Below are 16531 nucleotides of genomic sequence, written 5' to 3'. Positions count from 1 at the left end.
CGCTAGTGGACGTCTCCGGGGACCAACAGCCCCGGTCAGCCCTCCCTCGACTGGTCCAGGGAGTCGCGGACCGCGACGGCGAGCGAGACCGCCTCGGCCAGGTCGATCGGGCGTACCACCCCGGCGGGCAGCGTGTCGGCCTGCCAGCCGGGGCCCGCGGCGAGCACCAGCAGCGGGCGGCGGGGCGCGGCGAGCACCGCGCTGAGCTGGGCCGGGTCGGCGGTGGCCCGGATGTGCGACCAGAGCACCACCGCGGCCGGCCCGGTCCGGATCACGGCCTCGACGAGGGCGGCCACCGGCACCCTGGCGCCGAGCATCCGGTAACCGACCCCGCGCTCGGCGAGTGCGGCGGCCAACGCCTCCAGCGGCAGGGTGTGCTGCTCCTCGTCGGCGCAGGAGAGCAGGATCCGGGCAGGTCCGGTGGGCGCGCCGGCGCGGCCGGCCGCCGCGAACGCCTCCGAGACACAGCGGGAGAGGAGGTGTTCCACCTCGATCAGGGCGCCGGTGGTGGCGTGCCGTTCGCCGATGCCGGCGAGCACCGGGCGCAGCAGACTGTCCCAGGTCGCCACCACCCCGCCAGCGGCCACGGCGTGCGCGATCGTCTCGCTGATCGCCGCCGCGTCCAGTCGCATGGCGGCCCGGGCCAGCCCTCTGGCGGCCGGTCCGGCGCGGCCCACCGGGATGGTTCCGCCACCGTCCCGGCCCGGCGGGGGGCGGACCCCGCTCCGGGCGGCGTCGGCGGGCTGCGGATCCGGCGCCTGGCCGGCCCACCGTGCCGCCTCGGCGGGGCTCACCCCCTCGGCGGTGAGCCGTCGCATGATCTCGAGGCGGGCCAGGTCGGCCGGCGTGTACCGGCGGTGGTGGCCCGGGACGTGTTCGCTGGGCCCGAGCCCGTAGCGCTGGTGCCAGGTGCGCAGCGTGGTGACCGCCACCCCCAGCCGGCGCGCCACGGCGCCCGCGCTCAGCGCCTCATCGACCACCCGACCGCTCCGCCGCGTCATCCGCCGACGATCCGGACGGGGTCACGGCCCGACCGGGTGCGCCCGACGTCGACCCCGAGGGGCGCAGCAGCCGGTTCACCACCCCGCCCAGCCAGGGTGCGTACGACAGGGAGTCCCGGTTGAGCTCGTCCTCGAGGGCGGCGGGGTCGGCCCAGCGCAGCTCGGCCACCTCGTCCGGGTCGGGCAGCAGCGGGGCGGCGGGGCGGAACTCGCCGCGCAGCACGTGGTCGTACTCGAACTCGACCCGCCCGGTGGCGGGGTCCTCGGCGTAGTAGACGTAGACGCCCACCTCGGTCAGCTCGACCGGGCCGGTGCCCAGTTCCTCGCGCAGCCGTCGGTTGGCCGCGTCGGCGAGCGGTTCGCCCGGCCGGGGGTGCCCGCAGCAGGAGTTGGCCCAGCGTAGCGGGAACCTCGTCTTGACCGCTGCCCGCCGCTGGAGCAGCACCTGGCCGTCCGGGTCCATCAGCAGCACGGAGAAGGCCCGGTGCAGCTGGCCCGGCGGCTGGTGGGCCGCTGCGACGGTGGTCTCCCCGCGGACCCGGCCGGCGTCGTCGACCAGTTCGACGAGATGCTCCTCGCGACTGCTCATCGGCCCTCCCCGGTGATCCGGCCGGCGGCCAGCTTGCCGGAGATCAGCACCATCGGTACGCCGACCCCGGGCTGGGTGCCGGAGCCGACGAAGACCACGTTGGCCAGGTCGCGGTGCAGGTTCGACGGGCGGAACGGACCGGTCTGGAAGAGGCTGTGCGCGGCGGCGAACGGGGTGCCGGCGGCCATCCCCTGCTCCGCCCACTCGGCGGGGGTGATCGCCCGCAGCACCTCCACGCCGGCACCGAAGCCGACGTAGCCGCGTTCCTCCAGGGTGCCGATCAGCTGGTCGCCGTAGCGCCGGGTCAGGTCGCCGCGCCACTCGAACGGGGCCCGGTCGAGGTTGGGCACCGGGGCGAGCACGTAGTAGGTGTGCCGGTCCGGTGGGGCCACCGAGGGGTCGGTGCGGCTCGGGTTGGTGACCAGCAGCGACGGGTCGGTCATCAGCTCGCCCCGACGGATGACCTCATCGAAGGTGCCCTTCCACGCGCGTCCGAAGTGGATGTTGTGGTGGGCGATCTTCGCATATCCCTGGCGGGAGCCGACGTGCAGGACGACGCAGGACGGCGAGTAGGTGAGCCGGCGCTGGCGGGCCGCGGGGAGCAGATCCCGGTACGCGACCGGCAGGTCGGGGTTGAGCACCACCACGTCCGCCGGCACCAGTTCGCCGTCGGCGGTGAGCACTCCGGTGGCTCGACCGTTCGCGGTCTCCACCCGGGTCACCGTGGTGTCGTACCGGATCTGCACGCCGTGCTTCTCGGCGGCGCCGGCCATCGCCCGGGAGACCGCGTGGATGCCGCCGCGGGGGAAGTAGACCCCGGCCACCGAGTCGAGGTACGCGATGACCGTGTAGATGGCGAGCGCGTCGTGTGGGGCGAGCCCGGCGTACATCGCCTGGAAGGAGAAGACGCGCTGGGTGCGCGGGTCCCGGAAGAACTGGTTGATCTTCGTCTGGAGGCGGCGGAAGGCCCCGCCGGCGAGCAGCTTGAGCAGGTTGCCGGTGAGCAGGTCGGTCGGCGCGTCCAGGTTGCGCTCGATGAAGTCGGCTCGTTCCAGCCGCCACAGCTCCCGTGCGTAGTCGACGAAGCGCAGGTAGCCGTCGGCTTCGCGCGGCCCGCAGACCCGGGAGATCTCCGCCGCCATCCGGGTGGTGTCCGTGAGCACGTCGAGGGTCGAGCCGTCCGGGTAGTACGCCCGGTAGGCCGGGTCGAGGGGGGTCAGGTCGAGCCAGTCCCGCAGCTCCTCGCCGACGGCGCCGAGCGCCTCGGCGATCAGCTCGGGCATCGTGAGCACGGTCGGGCCGGTGTCGAAGTCGTAGCCGTCCACGGCGAGTCGGCCGGCCCGCCCGCCGGGCACCGGTTCGCGCTCCAGCACGGTCACCTGCCGGCCGCTGCCCGCCAGGTGCAGCGCGCAGGCCAGCCCGCCCAGCCCGGCGCCGACGACCACCACCCGGTCCGTCCGTCCCGTCACCGTCCGCACGCGCCCACCTCCTCGAAAGATCCGTCCATCAGGCCCGCCGGTTGGTGGCGGCGGTGGCCAGTCCGGTCAGCGCGGTCCGCGCCGTCCGGTCCACGGGTGCGGCGTCGAGCGCCGCCAGGGCGTCACCCACGCGCTCAGCGATCATCCGCTCCACCCGGGCCGCCGCCCCGGTGTCGGCGACCAGCTCGGCGAGCCGGTCGGCCGGCCCCGCGTCGGCCCGTTCCAGCGCCCTGAGCTGGGACCGCGTGGCCAACTGTCGGGCCAGCATGAGTAGCACGGTCGGTTTGCCGCTGCGCAGGTCGTCACCGGCCGGCTTGCCGGTTGCGGCGGGATCGCCGTACACGCCGAGCAGGTCGTCGCGGAGCTGGAACGCCTCGCCGACGGCCAGGCCGTAGCGGGTGTACGCGGAGACCAACGGCGCGTCGGCCGGCACCCCGGCCAGGCGGGCGCCGAAGAGCAGCGGTCGCTGGACGGTGTAGCTCGCCGTCTTGTAGCGCGCCACCCGCAGCGCACGGTCGACCGACCAGTTGGCCGCGTCGTTCTCGCCGAGCACGTCGAGATACTGCCCGGCGATCGTCTCCACCCGCATCTGGTCGTAGCAGCGGCGGACCTCGAACAGCCGGGCCGGCGACACGGTGGCGTGGGCCAGCAGGCGGTCGGCCCAGACCATGCAGAGGTCGCCGACGAGCACAGCGGCCGCCTCGCCGAACCGGTCGGGGTCGCCCCGGTGGCCGGCGGCGACGTGCTGCGCGGCGAGGGCGACGTGCACGGTGGGCCGGCCGCGCCGGGTGGCGGAGGAGTCCATCACGTCGTCGTGCACGAGCGCGAAGGTGTGCAGCAGTTCGAGGGCGGCCAACGCGGGCAGCACCGGCGCCAGAGGCTCGTTGCCGCCGATCGCCCCGCGCCAGCCCCAGTACGCGAAGGTGGGCCGGATCCGCTTGCCGCCCGCCATGACCGCCGCCCGCGCGGAGGCGGCGAAGTCGCCCATCGCCGCGTCGATCCCGGCGAGCGAGTCGACCTCGGCGTCGAGGAAGGTGGCCAGGGCGTCGTCCAACGAGGTGATCAGGTCCTGGGTGTACGCGGCCAGCACGGCGCGGACCGGATCGTCCCCGTCGCCTGGCCGTGCCGTCGCCACGCGGATCGCGTTACCCGCAACTGCGTCGTTGGCCATGCGGCCGAGCGTACCCTAGGGTGACGAGTTGCGTCGATTGGTGCGTCGATAAACGAGGAGGGCCGGTGGACACGGATCTCACCGCTGCCTACGACCGGTGTCGCGAGCTGCACAGACGTCACGGCCGCACCTACTATCTCGCCACAAGGCTGCTCCCCGCCTGGAAACGGCGGCACGTTCACGCCCTCTACGGCTTCACCCGGTACGCCGACGAGATCGTGGACCGCACCGAGGACCTGCCAACGGCCGAGCGGGCCGCCCGGCTCGACGACTGGGCCAGCCGGTTCGTCGCCGGCCTGCACGGCGCGCCGGTCGAGGACCCGCTGCTGCCGGCCGTGCTCCACACGATCGCCATCTTCGATCTCGACCGGGATGACTTCGCGTCGTTCCTCAGGAGCATGGCGATGGACCTCACGGTCACCGCGTACCCGACCTACGACCACCTGCTCGACTACATGGAGGGCTCGGCGGCGGCCATCGGCACCATGATGCTGCCGATCCTCGGCAGCTCCGACCCGGCCGCGGCCCGGGAGCCGGCCCGGCAGCTCGGCTTCGCCTTCCAGCTCACCAACTTCATCCGGGACGTCGCCGAGGACCTCGACCGGGGCCGCACCTACCTCCCGGACGAGGACCTGGCGAAGTTCGGAGTCACCCACGACGAGCTGGCCCAGGCCCGCGCCCGGCGGCGCGGCACGCCCCGGATCCGCGAGCTGATCGAGTACGAGGTGACCCGCGCCCAGGCGCACTACGCCGCTGCCGCGCCGGGCATCACCATGCTCGCGCCGGCCTCGCAGGCCTGCATGCGCACCGCGTACGCGCTCTACGGCGGCATCCTCGACGAGGTTGCCGCGCAGGGCTACGACGTGTTCGCCCGGCGGGCACTGGTGCCGCAACGGCGCCGGATGGCGGTGGCCGCCCGTGCGCTGCTCACGTCGACCGGTACCCCGGTCACCATCCCCGGGCCGACGGTCCACCCGCTGGCCCGGTGACCGCGAGCACCCCCGCTGCGTGCCCGCCCGACGGACCCGGTCACAGGCAGGAGTTCAGCGCCTCGACCAGCTCGTCCACCCGGTCGTGCTCGGCCAGCTGGGCCGTGGTGTACGCGAAGACGTACCCGCGCTCCGGGTCCGCCCACGCGCTGCTGCCGCCGAGGCCGCCCATGCCCCAGCTGCCGTCCGGCTCCCACTGCATGCCCAGCGTCCACCGGACCTGCCGGTCCAGCACCAGGTCCGGCCCGTCGTACTGGACCCGGGTGGCCTCGGCCACCAGCTCCGGGCTGACCAGCCGGACGCCGTCCAGGACCCCGCCGGCCAGCAGACCGGCGTAGAGCCGGGCCAGGGCGGGCGCGGTGGCGTGCAGGTTGACCGCGGGCATCTCGGCTCCCCGCCAGAGCGGACTGTTCAGGACGGCCAGGTCCTGCCCGCCGGCCGGGTTGCCCATCGCGCGGGCCCGCAGTGAGCCCGGCTCGCCGAGCGCCCGGGTCGGCCACCCGGGGTCGCCGTAGCGCAGGTCCGCGCAGCGATGCTGGTCGGCTGCGGCCAGCCCGAAGCCGAGGTCGAGCTGCCACCGGTCGGCGATCTCCTCGGCCAGGAACCGGCCCATCGACCGACCGTCGACCCGGCGGACCAGCTCACCCACCAGGTGCCCGTACGTCCAGGCGTGCTCTCCGGCCACCGAGCCCGGCGTCCACTCGGGTTCGGCGGTGGCCAGGTCGCCGGCGAGCAGCGCCCAGTCGCTGATCGCGGTGGCCGGTCGGGGCACCGGGAAGGCCGGCAGTCCGGCGGTGTGCGACAGCACCTGACGCACGGTGGCCGGCGTGCGGAACTCCGGCCAGTACCGGGCGACCGGCGCGTCGAGGTCGACCTGTCCCCGGTCGACCAGCACCAACAGGCAGAGCGCGGCCACGGGCTTGCCGACCGAGTAGACGTTGACCAGGGTGTCGGGTCGCCACGGGTCGCCGCCCGCCGGCCCGGCGTCGGCCCCGGCATTGGCATTCCCGCCCACCATGTCGACCACCGGGTGGCCGTCGTACCAGACGGTCAGGCTGGCGCCGGTCTCCCGACCGGCGGCGAACAGGTCGTGGAAGCAGTCCCGGACCGGGGTGAAGCGTGTCTGCATCCGGCCACCGTAAGCGGCCCGGCCCGGTGAGCGCGCCGACTTTTCCCGGACCTCGGTGCTCGGGTCGGGGTCGCTGGAGGATGCTGTCCAGGTGACGGAGCCGGAGCTGGTGGATGTGGTCGTGGTCGGGCTCGGGGTCGGTGGCGAGGAGGTTGCCGGCCGGCTCGCCGAGGCCGGCCTGAGCGTCGTCGGCGTCGAACGGGACCTGGTCGGCGGTGAGTGCCCGTACTGGGGTTGCATCCCGAGCAAGATGATGATCAGGGCGGCCAACGCGCTCGCCGAGGCGCGCCGGGTCGACGGGCTGGCCGGGACGGCGCAGGTCCAGCCGGACTGGGCGCCGGTTGCCAAGCGGATCCGCGAGGAGGCCACCGACACCTGGGACGACACGGTCGCGGTTCGCCGGTTCACGGATCGGGGCGGCCGGTTCGTGCGGGGCAGCGGCCGGCTCGACGGCCCCGGCCGGGTCCGGGTCGGCGACCAGGTGTTCCAGGCCCGACACGGGATCGTCCTGGGTACCGGCACCCGGCCCTCGGTGCCGCCGATCGACGGGCTGGCCGACACCCCGTACTGGACGAACCACCAGGCGATCGAGGTCGAGCAGCTGCCCGAGTCGCTGCTGGTGCTCGGCGGCGGCGCCATCGGGTTGGAGCTGGCCCAGGTCTTCGCCCGGTTCGGCGTGCGGGTCACGGTGGTGGAGGCACTGGACCGGGTGCTGGCCGTCGAGGAACCGGAGGCGTCCGAGGTCGCCGCCGCGGCGCTGCGCGCCGACGGCGTGCAGATCCACACCGGGGTACGCGCCGAACGGGTCGAACACGACGGGACCCGGTTCACCCTGCACGGCGACGGCGGCGCGGAGTTCACCGCCGAGCGCCTGCTGGTGGTGACCGGGCGGCGGGCACACCTGGAGGAGCTGGGACTGAACTCGGTCGGCGTGGACGCCGCCCAGCGCTTTCTGCCGGTGGACGACCGGCTGCGCGTCACGGACGGCATCTGGGCGGTCGGCGACGTGACCGGCGAGGGGGCGTTCACCCACATCGCCATGTACCAGGCGGCCATCGTGATCGCGGACGTGCTCGCCCAGGCCCGGCAGACGAACGCGGGACCGGACGCCAGCGGCACCGCCAGCGTGGTCGGCGGCGCGATGGGCGCGGCCAGCTCGCTGGGTGCCAGCGGGTCGAGTGGGTCGGCCGGCAGCGTCCCGCGCGCCGACTACCGGGCGCTGCCCCGGGTGACCTTCACCGACCCCGAGGTCGGCGCGGTCGGGCTGACCGAGCGGCAGGCCCGGGATCGCGGCATCAACGTGCAGGTCGGCTTCACCAAGCTGGGCAGCTCGACCCGGGGCTGGATCCACCAGGTCGGCGACGAGGGGTTCATCAAGCTGATCGCGGACGCCGACCAGGGCGTGCTGATCGGCGCGACCTCGGTCGGCCCGGCCGGCGGCGAGGTGCTCTCCGCGCTGGTGGTGGCGGTGCACGCCGCGGTGCCGCTGAGCCAGCTCCGGCACATGATCTACGCGTACCCGACCTTCCACCGGGCCATCGAGGACGCGCTGCGCAACCTCAGGTGACGGTCGAGCGGTGACGGGAAGCGGTCGAGGCGCGACTTTTGGCTGTTCATTTCTTGCAGCAGACTGACGTAGGATTGCGACCGTGACCAAGCGGTTGACTGAAGTTGCGAAGAAGGCGGGCGTCAGCGAGGCCACCGTCAGCCGGGTGCTCAACGGTCGGGACGGCGTCTCCGAGGCGACCCGGACGGCAGTGCTGACCGCGTTGGACGTGCTCGGCTACGAGCGGCCGACCAAGTTGCGCGGCGAGCGGGCCCGGCTGGTCGGGCTGGTGCTGCCCGAGTTGCAGAACCCGATCTTCCCGGCGCTCGCCGAGGTGGTCACCGGGTCCCTCGCCCAGCGCGGCTACACCCCGGCGCTCTGCGCCCGCACCATCGGTGGCGTCTCCGAGATGGACTACGTGGAGATGCTCCTCGATCACCAGGTCTCCGGGGTGATCTTCGCCGGTGGCTCGTACGCGCTCGCCGACGCGCGGCACGACCACTACCGCCGGCTGACCGACCGGGGCCTGCCGGTGGTACTGGTCAACGCGGGTGTCGACGAGTTGGGCTTCCCCCGGGTGTCCACCGACGACGCGGTGGCCGTGGAGCAGGCGTACGGGCACCTGCGCTCGCTCGGGCACGACCGGATCGGGATGGTGCTCGGCCCGGAAGGTCACGTGCCGTCCCGGCGCAAGCTGGACGCGATGGTCCGGGCCGCGGGCTGGACCGACGACAGCGACTGCGTCGAGCGCTCCAGCTTCTCCATGGAGGGGGCGCGGGTCGCCGCCACGAAGCTGGTCGAGCGTGGCGTCACCGGGATCATCTGCGCCAGCGACGTGCTGGCCCTGGGCACCATCCGGGCGGCGCGCCGGCTGGGTCGTGTGGTGCCGACGGACGTGTCGGTGGTGGGCTTCGACGACTCCGCGTTCATGACGTGCACCGACCCGCCGTTGACGACCGTGCGGCAGCCGATCGAGACGATGGGGCAGGCCGCCGTCGATCTGCTGGTCACGCAGATCGAGGGTGTCGGCGTGCTGCAGGACGAGCTGCTGTTCGAGCCCGAGCTGGTGGTGCGGGGTTCCACGGCCCCCGCCCCGCGCCGCTGACGCGGCCGTCCCCGCCGCCGGACCGCCCCCAGGTCACTGAAACGACGCTCTGGCCGTCGACCGCTTCGCGCGGTCGGCGGCCGTTTTCGTCGTTGCTCCGGTCGGGCAGGGCGGACCTGATCTGCCGATGGGCCATAAGGGACTAAAGGCCACCATCCCGGGCGTGTTTCAAGATCCTGTCTACATTTGCCGTTAAGAAGTCGTGTCCTTTCACAGCCGCATCGATACCTTGCCGAAATGAGTCGGCCTCGTTACAGTGACTCCACTCACACCTGGCTCCGGCGCAGCTACTGGCCGTCAGGTCGCATCACGCAGATCAGCGAAGGTCATGGAGACACCCGTTCCCGAAGGGATGGACAGATGTCCGTACCGCAATACCGAAAGGCTGCGGCGTTAGCGCTCGTGGCCGGCCTGGGGTTCAGCCTCACGGCATGCTCCACGAAGAGCGATGACAAGGACACGAACGCAGGCGGCAAGGTCACCATCACGGTCGACTGCCAGCCGGTCGGCGCGCAGAAAGAGCTGTTGAAGAACTGGAACGACGATGTCGCCGAGTTCCAGCGGCAGAACCCGGACATCGTCATCAAGAGCGTGAGCGTCGGCGAGCAGTGCAACAACCCGCCGGACTTCACCGCCCGCCTCGCCGGCGGCACCGTGACCGACGTGTTCTACGGGTACATGACCGATCTCCAGCAGGTGCTCGACTCCGGCCAGGCGATGGACATCTCCCAGCACGTCAACAAGAACACGATCCCGACCTGGGACAGCGTCGACCCGGCGCTCAAGGAGGTCTTCACCGACGGCGGCAAGCTCTACGCCGTCCCGGTGAAGAACTACTCGATGGGCCTGGTCTACAACAAGGCCCTGTTCCAGCAGGCCGGGCTCGACGTCAACAACCCGCCCAAGACCTGGGGCGAGGTGCGGGCCGCCGCCAAGAAGATCTCCGCGCTCGGCAACGGCATCGCCGGCTACTCGGAGTACAGCGCCGGCAACACCGGCGGTTGGCACTTCACCTCCCTGCTCTACTCGCAGGGCGGCCAGGTGCTGAGTGCCGACGGCAAGAAGGCCGACTTCAACAACCCGATGGGCAAGCAGGTCCTGCAGAACCTCAAGGACATGCGGTACGGCGACAACAGCATGGGCTCGCGGCAGCTGCTGCAGTGGGGCGACCTGCTGACCAACGCGGGTGCGGGCAAGGTCGGCATGTTCATCGGCGCGCCGGACGCCACCCAGGCGATCGTGAGCCAGTTCCAGGGCAAGTTCCAGGACTGGGCGATGAGCCCGCTGCCCGGCCAGGACGGCCTTGCGAAGGGCACGCTCGGTGGTGGCGAGGGTTACTTCTTCAAGAAGGACCTAACCCCCGAGCAGGTCAAGGCCGGTCTGAAGTGGATCGCGTACCAGAAGCTGACGCCGGGCAAGGGTCAGTTCGACTACGTCCGGGCCAAGCCGCAGAACTACCCGGTGGGTCTGCCCCAGCCGCTGCTCTTCGCCAACGGCAGCGAGGCGCAGAAGCAGGAACTCGAACTGCGCAAGGCGAACGCGAACGTCGACACCGCGAACTTCGCGATCTTCGAGGCGACCCCGGTTCCGATCAAGGGTGAGCCGCGCAACGCGCAGGCGGTCTACGCGGTGCTCGACGCGGCGATGTCCGGGGTTCTGACGAACCCGAACTCGAACATCGACGCGCTGCTCAAGACGGCCGAGGAAAAGGTCAACCAGCTCCTGGCCGCCGAGAGCTGATCCGGTCAGGTGGGGGCCGGTACGCCGAGCCGGCCCCCACCCCCGTCCGCGCCGCACCGTCCGGTCACTGACTCACCCAGGAGTTGCCTTGGCGATCACCACCGTCCCGGGTACCACCAGAAAGCCGGGACGTCCCACGCCGCCCCACACGGGGCCGCAACGCACGAGCCTCGGCCGCAAGGTACGGGACAACCTCACCGGTCACGCGTTCCTGATCGGGGCGGTGCTCTGCTTCGTCGTCTTCTCCTGGTACCCGATGATCCGCGGCATCGTGATGAGCTTCCAGCGCACACGACGCGGTGAGACCACCTGGGTGGGCTGGGACAACTACTCCCGCATCATCGCCGACCCCAGCTTCTGGCCGGCCTGGCAGAACACGCTCTACTTCACGGTGCTCGCGCTCGCCCTCGGCTACGCGGTGCCGTTCTTCGTGGCGATCCTGCTCAACGAGTTCCGCCACGCCAAGGGGTACCTGCGGATCCTGGTCTACCTGCCGGTGATGCTGCCGCCGGCCTCGGCGCTGTACCTCTTCAAGTTCTACGCGTACGACCCCAGCGAGGCGGGTCTCTTCAACGCGATCCTCAAGGCGCTGCACCTGCCCACGTCGCAGTGGATGCAGTCCCCCGAGATGACGATGCCGGCGATGGTGATCGCGTCGACCTGGATGAACATGGGCGGCGCCGTGCTGATCTACCTGGCGTCGCTGCAGAACATCCCGGGCGAACTCTACGAGGCTGCCGAGCTCGACGGCGCCGGGATCTGGAAGCGGATCCGCCACGTGACGATCCCGCAGACCCGGCTGATCCTCGCGCTCCTGGCGATGATCCAGATCGTCGCCACGATGCAGCTCTTCATCGAGCCACTGATCCTCGCCAACGGCGCGGGCGCGGAGGACTCCGCGACCTCCGTGGCGTACCTCATCTACCAGCACGGCTTCTTCCAGAACGACCTCAACGGCGCTGCGGCGCTCGGCGTGATCATGCTCGTGGTGCTGGCCGGCTTCTCCGCCGCCTACCTGCGGCTGAGCGCGAAACAGGACTAGGACGGGCGAGACATGGCACAGGACTCCGGCACCCGGACCCTCATCTCTCACGCGCAGCTCCGCCGTGGGCGCGGCAGGTTCATCTACTGGGCTCTGCTCACCGTCGTCGTCGTGGGCTTCACGCTCGTCTTCCTCGGGCCGCTCTACTGGATGGTCACCGGCGCGCTCAAGTCCGGTCAGGAGATCGCGCAGACGCCGCCGTCGCTGTTCCCGAAGGACCCGCAGCCGCAGAACTACGTCGACGCGTGGAACAACCTCGACCTCGCCAAGCTGCTGTTCAACACGTTCTACTACGCGGCCGGCGCGGTGGTGTTCCAGCTCGTCCTCGACACCGCCGCCGCGTACTCCCTGTCCAAGCTCCGGCCGATGTTCGGCAACGTGATCCTCGCGCTGATGCTGGCAACGCTGATGATCCCGGCGATGGTGCTCATCGTCCCGCAGTACGTGACGGTGATCGACCTGCCGATCCTGCACATCAACCTGCTCGACTCGCCGTTCGCGATCTGGCTGCCCCTGGTCGCGAACGCGTTCAACATCTTCCTGCTGAAGCGGTTCTTCGACTCGATTCCCGAGGAGCTGATGTCGGCGGCCCTGGTGGACGGGGCGACGCCGCTGCGCACGCTGTGGTCGATCATCCTGCCGATGTCGCGCCCCATCCTCGGCGTAGTGTCGATCTTCGCCGTGACGGCGGTCTGGAAGGACTTCCTGTGGCCGAAGCTGGTCATGCCGTCGCCCGAGACCCGGACCGTCAGCGTCGGCATCTACGCCTTCGCGGGTGGCACGCCCATGAACGTGGTCATCGCCGCGTCGGTCATCGCGGCGATCCCGACCGTCATCGTCTTCCTGATCTTCCAACGGAACATCATGTCCGGACTGACCACCGGCAGCCTCAAGGGGTAGCCACCAGCGCAACCTCCCGTGGCGGACAACGGCCGTTCGCCCGACACACCTCCAGGTCCGGCGAACCCGCCGACGTACTGACCCAGAAAGCAGGTGCTCGTGTCCACAGCAGACAGCAGTCCGTGGTGGCGTGGAGCGGTGATCTACCAGGTGTATCCGCGTAGCTTCGCCGACGGCAACGGCGACGGCATCGGCGACATCGCCGGCATCCGGTCCCGGCTGAATCACCTGTCCGCGCTCGGCATCGACGCGATCTGGTTCAGTCCGTGGTATCCCTCACCGATGGCCGACGCGGGCTACGACGTGTCCGACTACCGCGACATCGACCCGGTCTTCGGCAGTCTCGCCGAGGCGGAGGCGCTGATCTCGGAGGCACACGCGCTCGGCATCCGGACCATCGTCGACGTGGTGCCCAACCACTGCTCCGACGAGCACCCGTGGTTCCAGGCCGCGCTCGCCGGCGGGCCCGGCGCGCCCGAACGGGACCTGTTCTGGTTCCGCCCCGGCCGGGGCCCGAACGGTGACCAGCGGCCCACCGACTGGGTCGGCGAGTTCGGCGGCGAGACCTGGACGCGCACCACCAACCCGGACGGCACACCCGGCGACTGGTACCTGCACCTGTTCGCCCCGCAGCAGCCGGACTTCAACTGGGACCACCCCCGGGTGCGGGCGGAATTCGAGGACATCCTGCGGTTCTGGTTCGACCGCGGGGTGGACGGCATCCGGATCGACTCGGCCGGGCTGCTGGTCAAGGACGGGACGCTGCCCGAGGTCCACCCGGGCCAGCCGCACCCGTTCCACGACCTCGACGGGGTGCACGACATCTACCGGGGCTGGCGGCGGGTCGCCGACGAGTACGCCGGCGAGCGGGCCCTGATCGGTGAGGTGTGGCTGCCGGACCGGCAGCGGTTCGCCAACTACCTGCGCCCGGACGAGTTGCACGCCGCGTTCAACTTCGACTTCCTCGGCTGCGCCTGGGACGCCTCGGCCCTGCGCGAGAGCATCGACGGGACGCTGAGCGCGCACGCGCCGGTCGGCGCGCCGGCCACCTGGGTGCTCTCCAACCACGACGTCACCCGGCACGTCACCCGCTACGGTCGGGCGGACACCACGTTCAGCTTCGCCGCGAAGCGCGAGGGAACCCCCACCGACCTGGAGTTGGGCACCCGCCGTGCCCGGGCCGCCGCGCTGCTGTCGCTGTCGCTGCCCGGCGCCGCCTACGTCTACCAGGGCGAGGAGCTGGGCCTCTACGAGGTCGAGGACATCCCGTACGCGCTGCGCCAGGACCCGATGTGGGAACGCTCCGGCCGGGTCGACCCCGGTCGGGACGGCTGCCGGGTGCCGCTGCCCTGGGCCGGTGACGAACCCCCGTTCGAGTTCAGCCCCGACGGCGCCGCAACGCCCTGGCTGCCCCAGCCGGCCGACTGGAAGGACCGGACCGTCCGGGCGCAGACCGGCGACGCCGCCTCGATGCTGGAGCTGTACCGGGCGGCGATCCAGATCCGGCGGGCCGACCCGGCGCTCGGCGACGGCGAGATGAGCTGGCTGCCCGCCCCCGACGGCGTGCTCGCCTTCAGCCGTGGCGGTGGCTTCCGCTGCCTGGTCAACCTCACCGACGGGCCGGTGCCGCTGCCCGGCGACGGGGACCTGCTGCTGGCCAGCGGGCCACTCGACGAGGGTCTGCTGCCATCGGACACCGCCGTCTGGCTGCGTACCGCCGAACCGGCGCACGCGCCGCGCGCGGCGGACGGACCGCGCCTGACCTGACCGCCGTGGCGCCGGCGGCCCGTCCCGGCCGCCGGCGCCACGCCACCCACCCCGGCCCTGCGTGGGGCCGCCAGAGGAAGGAGGAACGAGGGGGATACGCCACGCCGCACGGACACGGGGGGATCTGGCCTGCCTGACGAAAGGGAGAGCACAGCTCATGGCCAACCACACCACCGGCACCCCGCACCACCTTCGACACCCGGCCCGGGCAGGGTTGGCCGCGATCGCCGCCACCCTGCTGGCCGCGACATCACTGACCGCCCTGGCGGTCACCGGCACCGCGACCCCTGCCGAGGCGGCCGGGCTGTCCCCCTTCGACATCCCGGGCCGGGGCGCGACCGTCCCGTTCGTGGAGCAGGAGGCGGAGAAGGCCGCCCACAACGGCACGAAGATCGGCCCCGACCGGCGATACGGCACGTTGCCGTCCGAGGCGTCCGGCCGGGAGGCGGTCACCCTCGACTCCGTCGGCGAGTACGTCGAGTTCACCCTCACCGCCCCGGCCAACGCGGTCACCTTCCGAATCAGCCTGCCGGACAGCCCGGCCGGCACCGGCCGGGACGCCGCCATCGACCTGCGGGCCAACGGGACCGTGCTGAGGTCGGTCCCGGTGACGTCGAGGTACGGCTGGTACTACGGCGGCTACCCGTTCAACAACAACCCGGGCGACACCAACCCGCACCACTTCTACGACGAGACGCGGGCGATGTTCGGCGGCACCTACCCGGCCGGCACGAAGATCCGGTTGCAGGTCTCCTCGACCGCCCAGTCGCCCAGCTTCACCATCGACCTGGCCGACTTCGAGCTGGTCGGCGCGCCGATCGACAAGCCCGCCGGTGTGCTCGACGTGGTCACCGACTTCGGCGCCGACCCGAGCGGCGCGACCGACTCGACCGCGAAGTTCCAGGCGGCGGTCGACGCCGGCAGGGCCCAGGGTCGGGCGGTCTGGATCCCGACCGGCACCTTCACCCTCTGGGACCACGTGGTGGTCGACGGGGTGACCCTGCGCGGCGCCGGCCCGTGGTATTCGGTGCTCGGCGGCCGGCACCCCACCGACCGTAAGCGGGCCGCCGGCATCTACGGCAAGTACGTCCCCGGCGGCGGCTACACCGGCGGGGTCCGCCCGCACGAGGCCGGCGGGCCGAGCCGGAACGTCACGCTGCGGGACTTCGCCATCATCGGCGACATCCGGGAACGGGTCGACGAGGACCAGGTCAACGCCCTGGGCGGGGCGATGACCAACTCGGTGGTGGACAACCTCTGGCTGGAGAACACCAAGGTCGGGGCGTGGATGGACGGCCCGATGGACAACTTCACCATCCGCAACAGCCGGATCCTCGACCAGACCGCCGACGGGGTGAACTTCCACACCGGAGTCACCAACTCGACGGTGACCAACACCTTCGTCCGGAACACCGGCGACGACGCGCTGGCGATGTGGGCGCAGAACGTGCCGAACGTCAACAACTCCTTCACGCGCAACACCATCGGCGTGACCCTGCTGGCGAACCACCTGGTCAGCTACGGCGGCCGGGACATCAAGATCACTGACAACGTGACGGCCGACTCGCTGACCAACGGCGGCGGCATCCACGTCGCCAACCGCTATCCCGGCGTGCAGGGCGCCACCGGCGTCCAGGGCACCTGGACGATCGCCCGGAACACGCTGATCCGCAACGGCAACTCGGACTACAACTGGAACTTCGGTGTCGGGGCGATCTGGTTCTCCGCGCTCAACGAGGCGTTCCAGAACCCGACCATCAACATCACCGACACCGACATCCTGGACAGCTCGTACGCGGCGCTGCACTGGATCGAGGGCCAGACCAACGGCATCAACCTCAACAACGTGCGGATCGACGGCGCCGGCACGTACGCGCTCCAGGTGCAGGCACCCAGCCAGGTGTCGTTCACCAACGTACGGGCCACCAACATCGCGCAGAGCAACCCGATGCACAACTGCGTGGGCGGCGGCTTCCAGATCACCCAGGGCGCCGGCAACTCCGGCTGGTACCGTTCTCTTATACACATCTCCGAGCCCACGAGACGCGTAGTAACCGCGTATGCCGTCTTCTGC

At 71.4% G+C, this 16531-nt stretch carries 13 protein-coding genes; 8 read left to right on the top strand and 5 right to left on the bottom strand.

Translation table 11 applies throughout. The features are described 5' to 3' along the window. Positions 1-35 precede the first annotated feature (35 nt). From DKT68_RS24180 to DKT68_RS24165, 4 genes are read right to left on the bottom strand one after another with little or no spacing between them, the layout of a single operon-like run. A complete protein-coding gene (locus tag DKT68_RS24180) occupies positions 36-980 on the bottom strand; it encodes a MerR family transcriptional regulator (protein WP_109819707.1) in 945 nt (314 codons plus the stop codon). Then, on the bottom strand, positions 970-1590 hold the full coding sequence (gene idi, locus DKT68_RS24175) for an isopentenyl-diphosphate Delta-isomerase (RefSeq protein ID WP_109819683.1): 621 nt from the start codon (positions 1588-1590) through the stop codon (positions 970-972). The genes DKT68_RS24180 and idi overlap by 11 nt, the downstream gene beginning before the upstream one ends. Next, positions 1587-3068, bottom strand: a complete 1482-nt coding sequence (crtI, locus tag DKT68_RS24170) for a phytoene desaturase family protein (RefSeq protein ID WP_109819682.1) — start codon at positions 3066-3068, stop codon at positions 1587-1589. The genes idi and crtI overlap by 4 nt, the downstream gene beginning before the upstream one ends. 28 nt (positions 3069-3096) lie before the next feature. Continuing rightward, on the bottom strand, positions 3097-4239 hold the full coding sequence (locus DKT68_RS24165) for a polyprenyl synthetase family protein (RefSeq protein WP_109819681.1): 1143 nt from the start codon (positions 4237-4239) through the stop codon (positions 3097-3099). Between the two features lie 65 nt (positions 4240-4304). Between DKT68_RS24165 and DKT68_RS24160 the strand changes: the two genes are divergently transcribed. After that, a complete protein-coding gene (locus DKT68_RS24160) occupies positions 4305-5228 on the top strand; it encodes a phytoene/squalene synthase family protein (protein ID WP_109819680.1) in 924 nt (307 codons plus the stop codon). 40 nt (positions 5229-5268) lie between these two features. Here DKT68_RS24160 and DKT68_RS24155 read toward each other — a convergent pair whose 3' ends face one another. After that, positions 5269-6357, bottom strand: a complete 1089-nt coding sequence (locus tag DKT68_RS24155; protein WP_109819679.1) for a serine hydrolase domain-containing protein — start codon at positions 6355-6357, stop codon at positions 5269-5271. A gap of 91 nt (positions 6358-6448) precedes the next feature. On the opposite strand from DKT68_RS24155, the gene DKT68_RS24150 reads away from it, so the two are divergent. The 7 genes from DKT68_RS24150 to DKT68_RS24120 all read left to right on the top strand — a co-directional run. Next, positions 6449-7924, top strand: a complete 1476-nt coding sequence (locus DKT68_RS24150) for a dihydrolipoyl dehydrogenase family protein (protein ID WP_109819678.1) — start codon at positions 6449-6451, stop codon at positions 7922-7924. An 82-nt stretch (positions 7925-8006) separates the two neighbouring features. Further along, complete coding sequence (locus DKT68_RS24145; protein ID WP_109819677.1) at positions 8007-9008, top strand: LacI family DNA-binding transcriptional regulator; 1002 nt, start codon at positions 8007-8009, stop codon at positions 9006-9008. Positions 9009-9368: 360 nt separating this feature from the next. Beyond that, on the top strand, positions 9369-10748 hold the full coding sequence (locus DKT68_RS24140) for an ABC transporter substrate-binding protein (RefSeq protein WP_109819676.1): 1380 nt from the start codon (positions 9369-9371) through the stop codon (positions 10746-10748). An 88-nt stretch (positions 10749-10836) separates the two neighbouring features. Then, positions 10837-11790: a carbohydrate ABC transporter permease gene (locus DKT68_RS24135; protein ID WP_109819675.1), complete on the top strand. Its 954-nt coding sequence runs from the start codon at positions 10837-10839 to the stop codon at positions 11788-11790. A 12-nt stretch (positions 11791-11802) separates the two neighbouring features. After that, positions 11803-12690 carry a carbohydrate ABC transporter permease gene (locus DKT68_RS24130; protein ID WP_109819674.1) on the top strand — a complete coding sequence of 296 codons (888 nt, stop codon included), beginning with the start codon at positions 11803-11805 and terminating at the stop codon, positions 12688-12690. Between the two features lie 99 nt (positions 12691-12789). Further along, a complete protein-coding gene (locus DKT68_RS24125) occupies positions 12790-14457 on the top strand; it encodes a glycoside hydrolase family 13 protein (RefSeq protein ID WP_109819706.1) in 1668 nt (555 codons plus the stop codon). Between the two features lie 157 nt (positions 14458-14614). Beyond that, positions 14615-16531, top strand: a 1917-nt coding sequence (locus DKT68_RS24120) for a glycosyl hydrolase family 28-related protein (protein WP_269089873.1), incomplete at its 3' end; no start/stop codon positions are given.

It is taken from the genome of Micromonospora acroterricola (assembly GCF_003172955.1).
Taxonomy (GTDB): domain Bacteria; phylum Actinomycetota; class Actinomycetes; order Mycobacteriales; family Micromonosporaceae; genus Micromonospora; species Micromonospora acroterricola.
This window is presented reverse-complemented; position numbering and strand designations above follow the sequence as displayed.

Coding starts and splice junctions, on each gene's coding strand:
- idi (WP_109819683.1), bottom strand. CDS start 1,590: ATGAGCAGTCGCGAGGAGCATCTCGTCGAACTGGTCGACGACGCCGGC.
- DKT68_RS24165 (WP_109819681.1), bottom strand. CDS start 4,239: ATGGCCAACGACGCAGTTGCGGGTAACGCGATCCGCGTGGCGACGGCA.
- DKT68_RS24155 (WP_109819679.1), bottom strand. CDS start 6,357: ATGCAGACACGCTTCACCCCGGTCCGGGACTGCTTCCACGACCTGTTC.
- DKT68_RS24140 (WP_109819676.1), top strand. CDS start 9,369: ATGTCCGTACCGCAATACCGAAAGGCTGCGGCGTTAGCGCTCGTGGCC.
- DKT68_RS24130 (WP_109819674.1), top strand. CDS start 11,803: ATGGCACAGGACTCCGGCACCCGGACCCTCATCTCTCACGCGCAGCTC.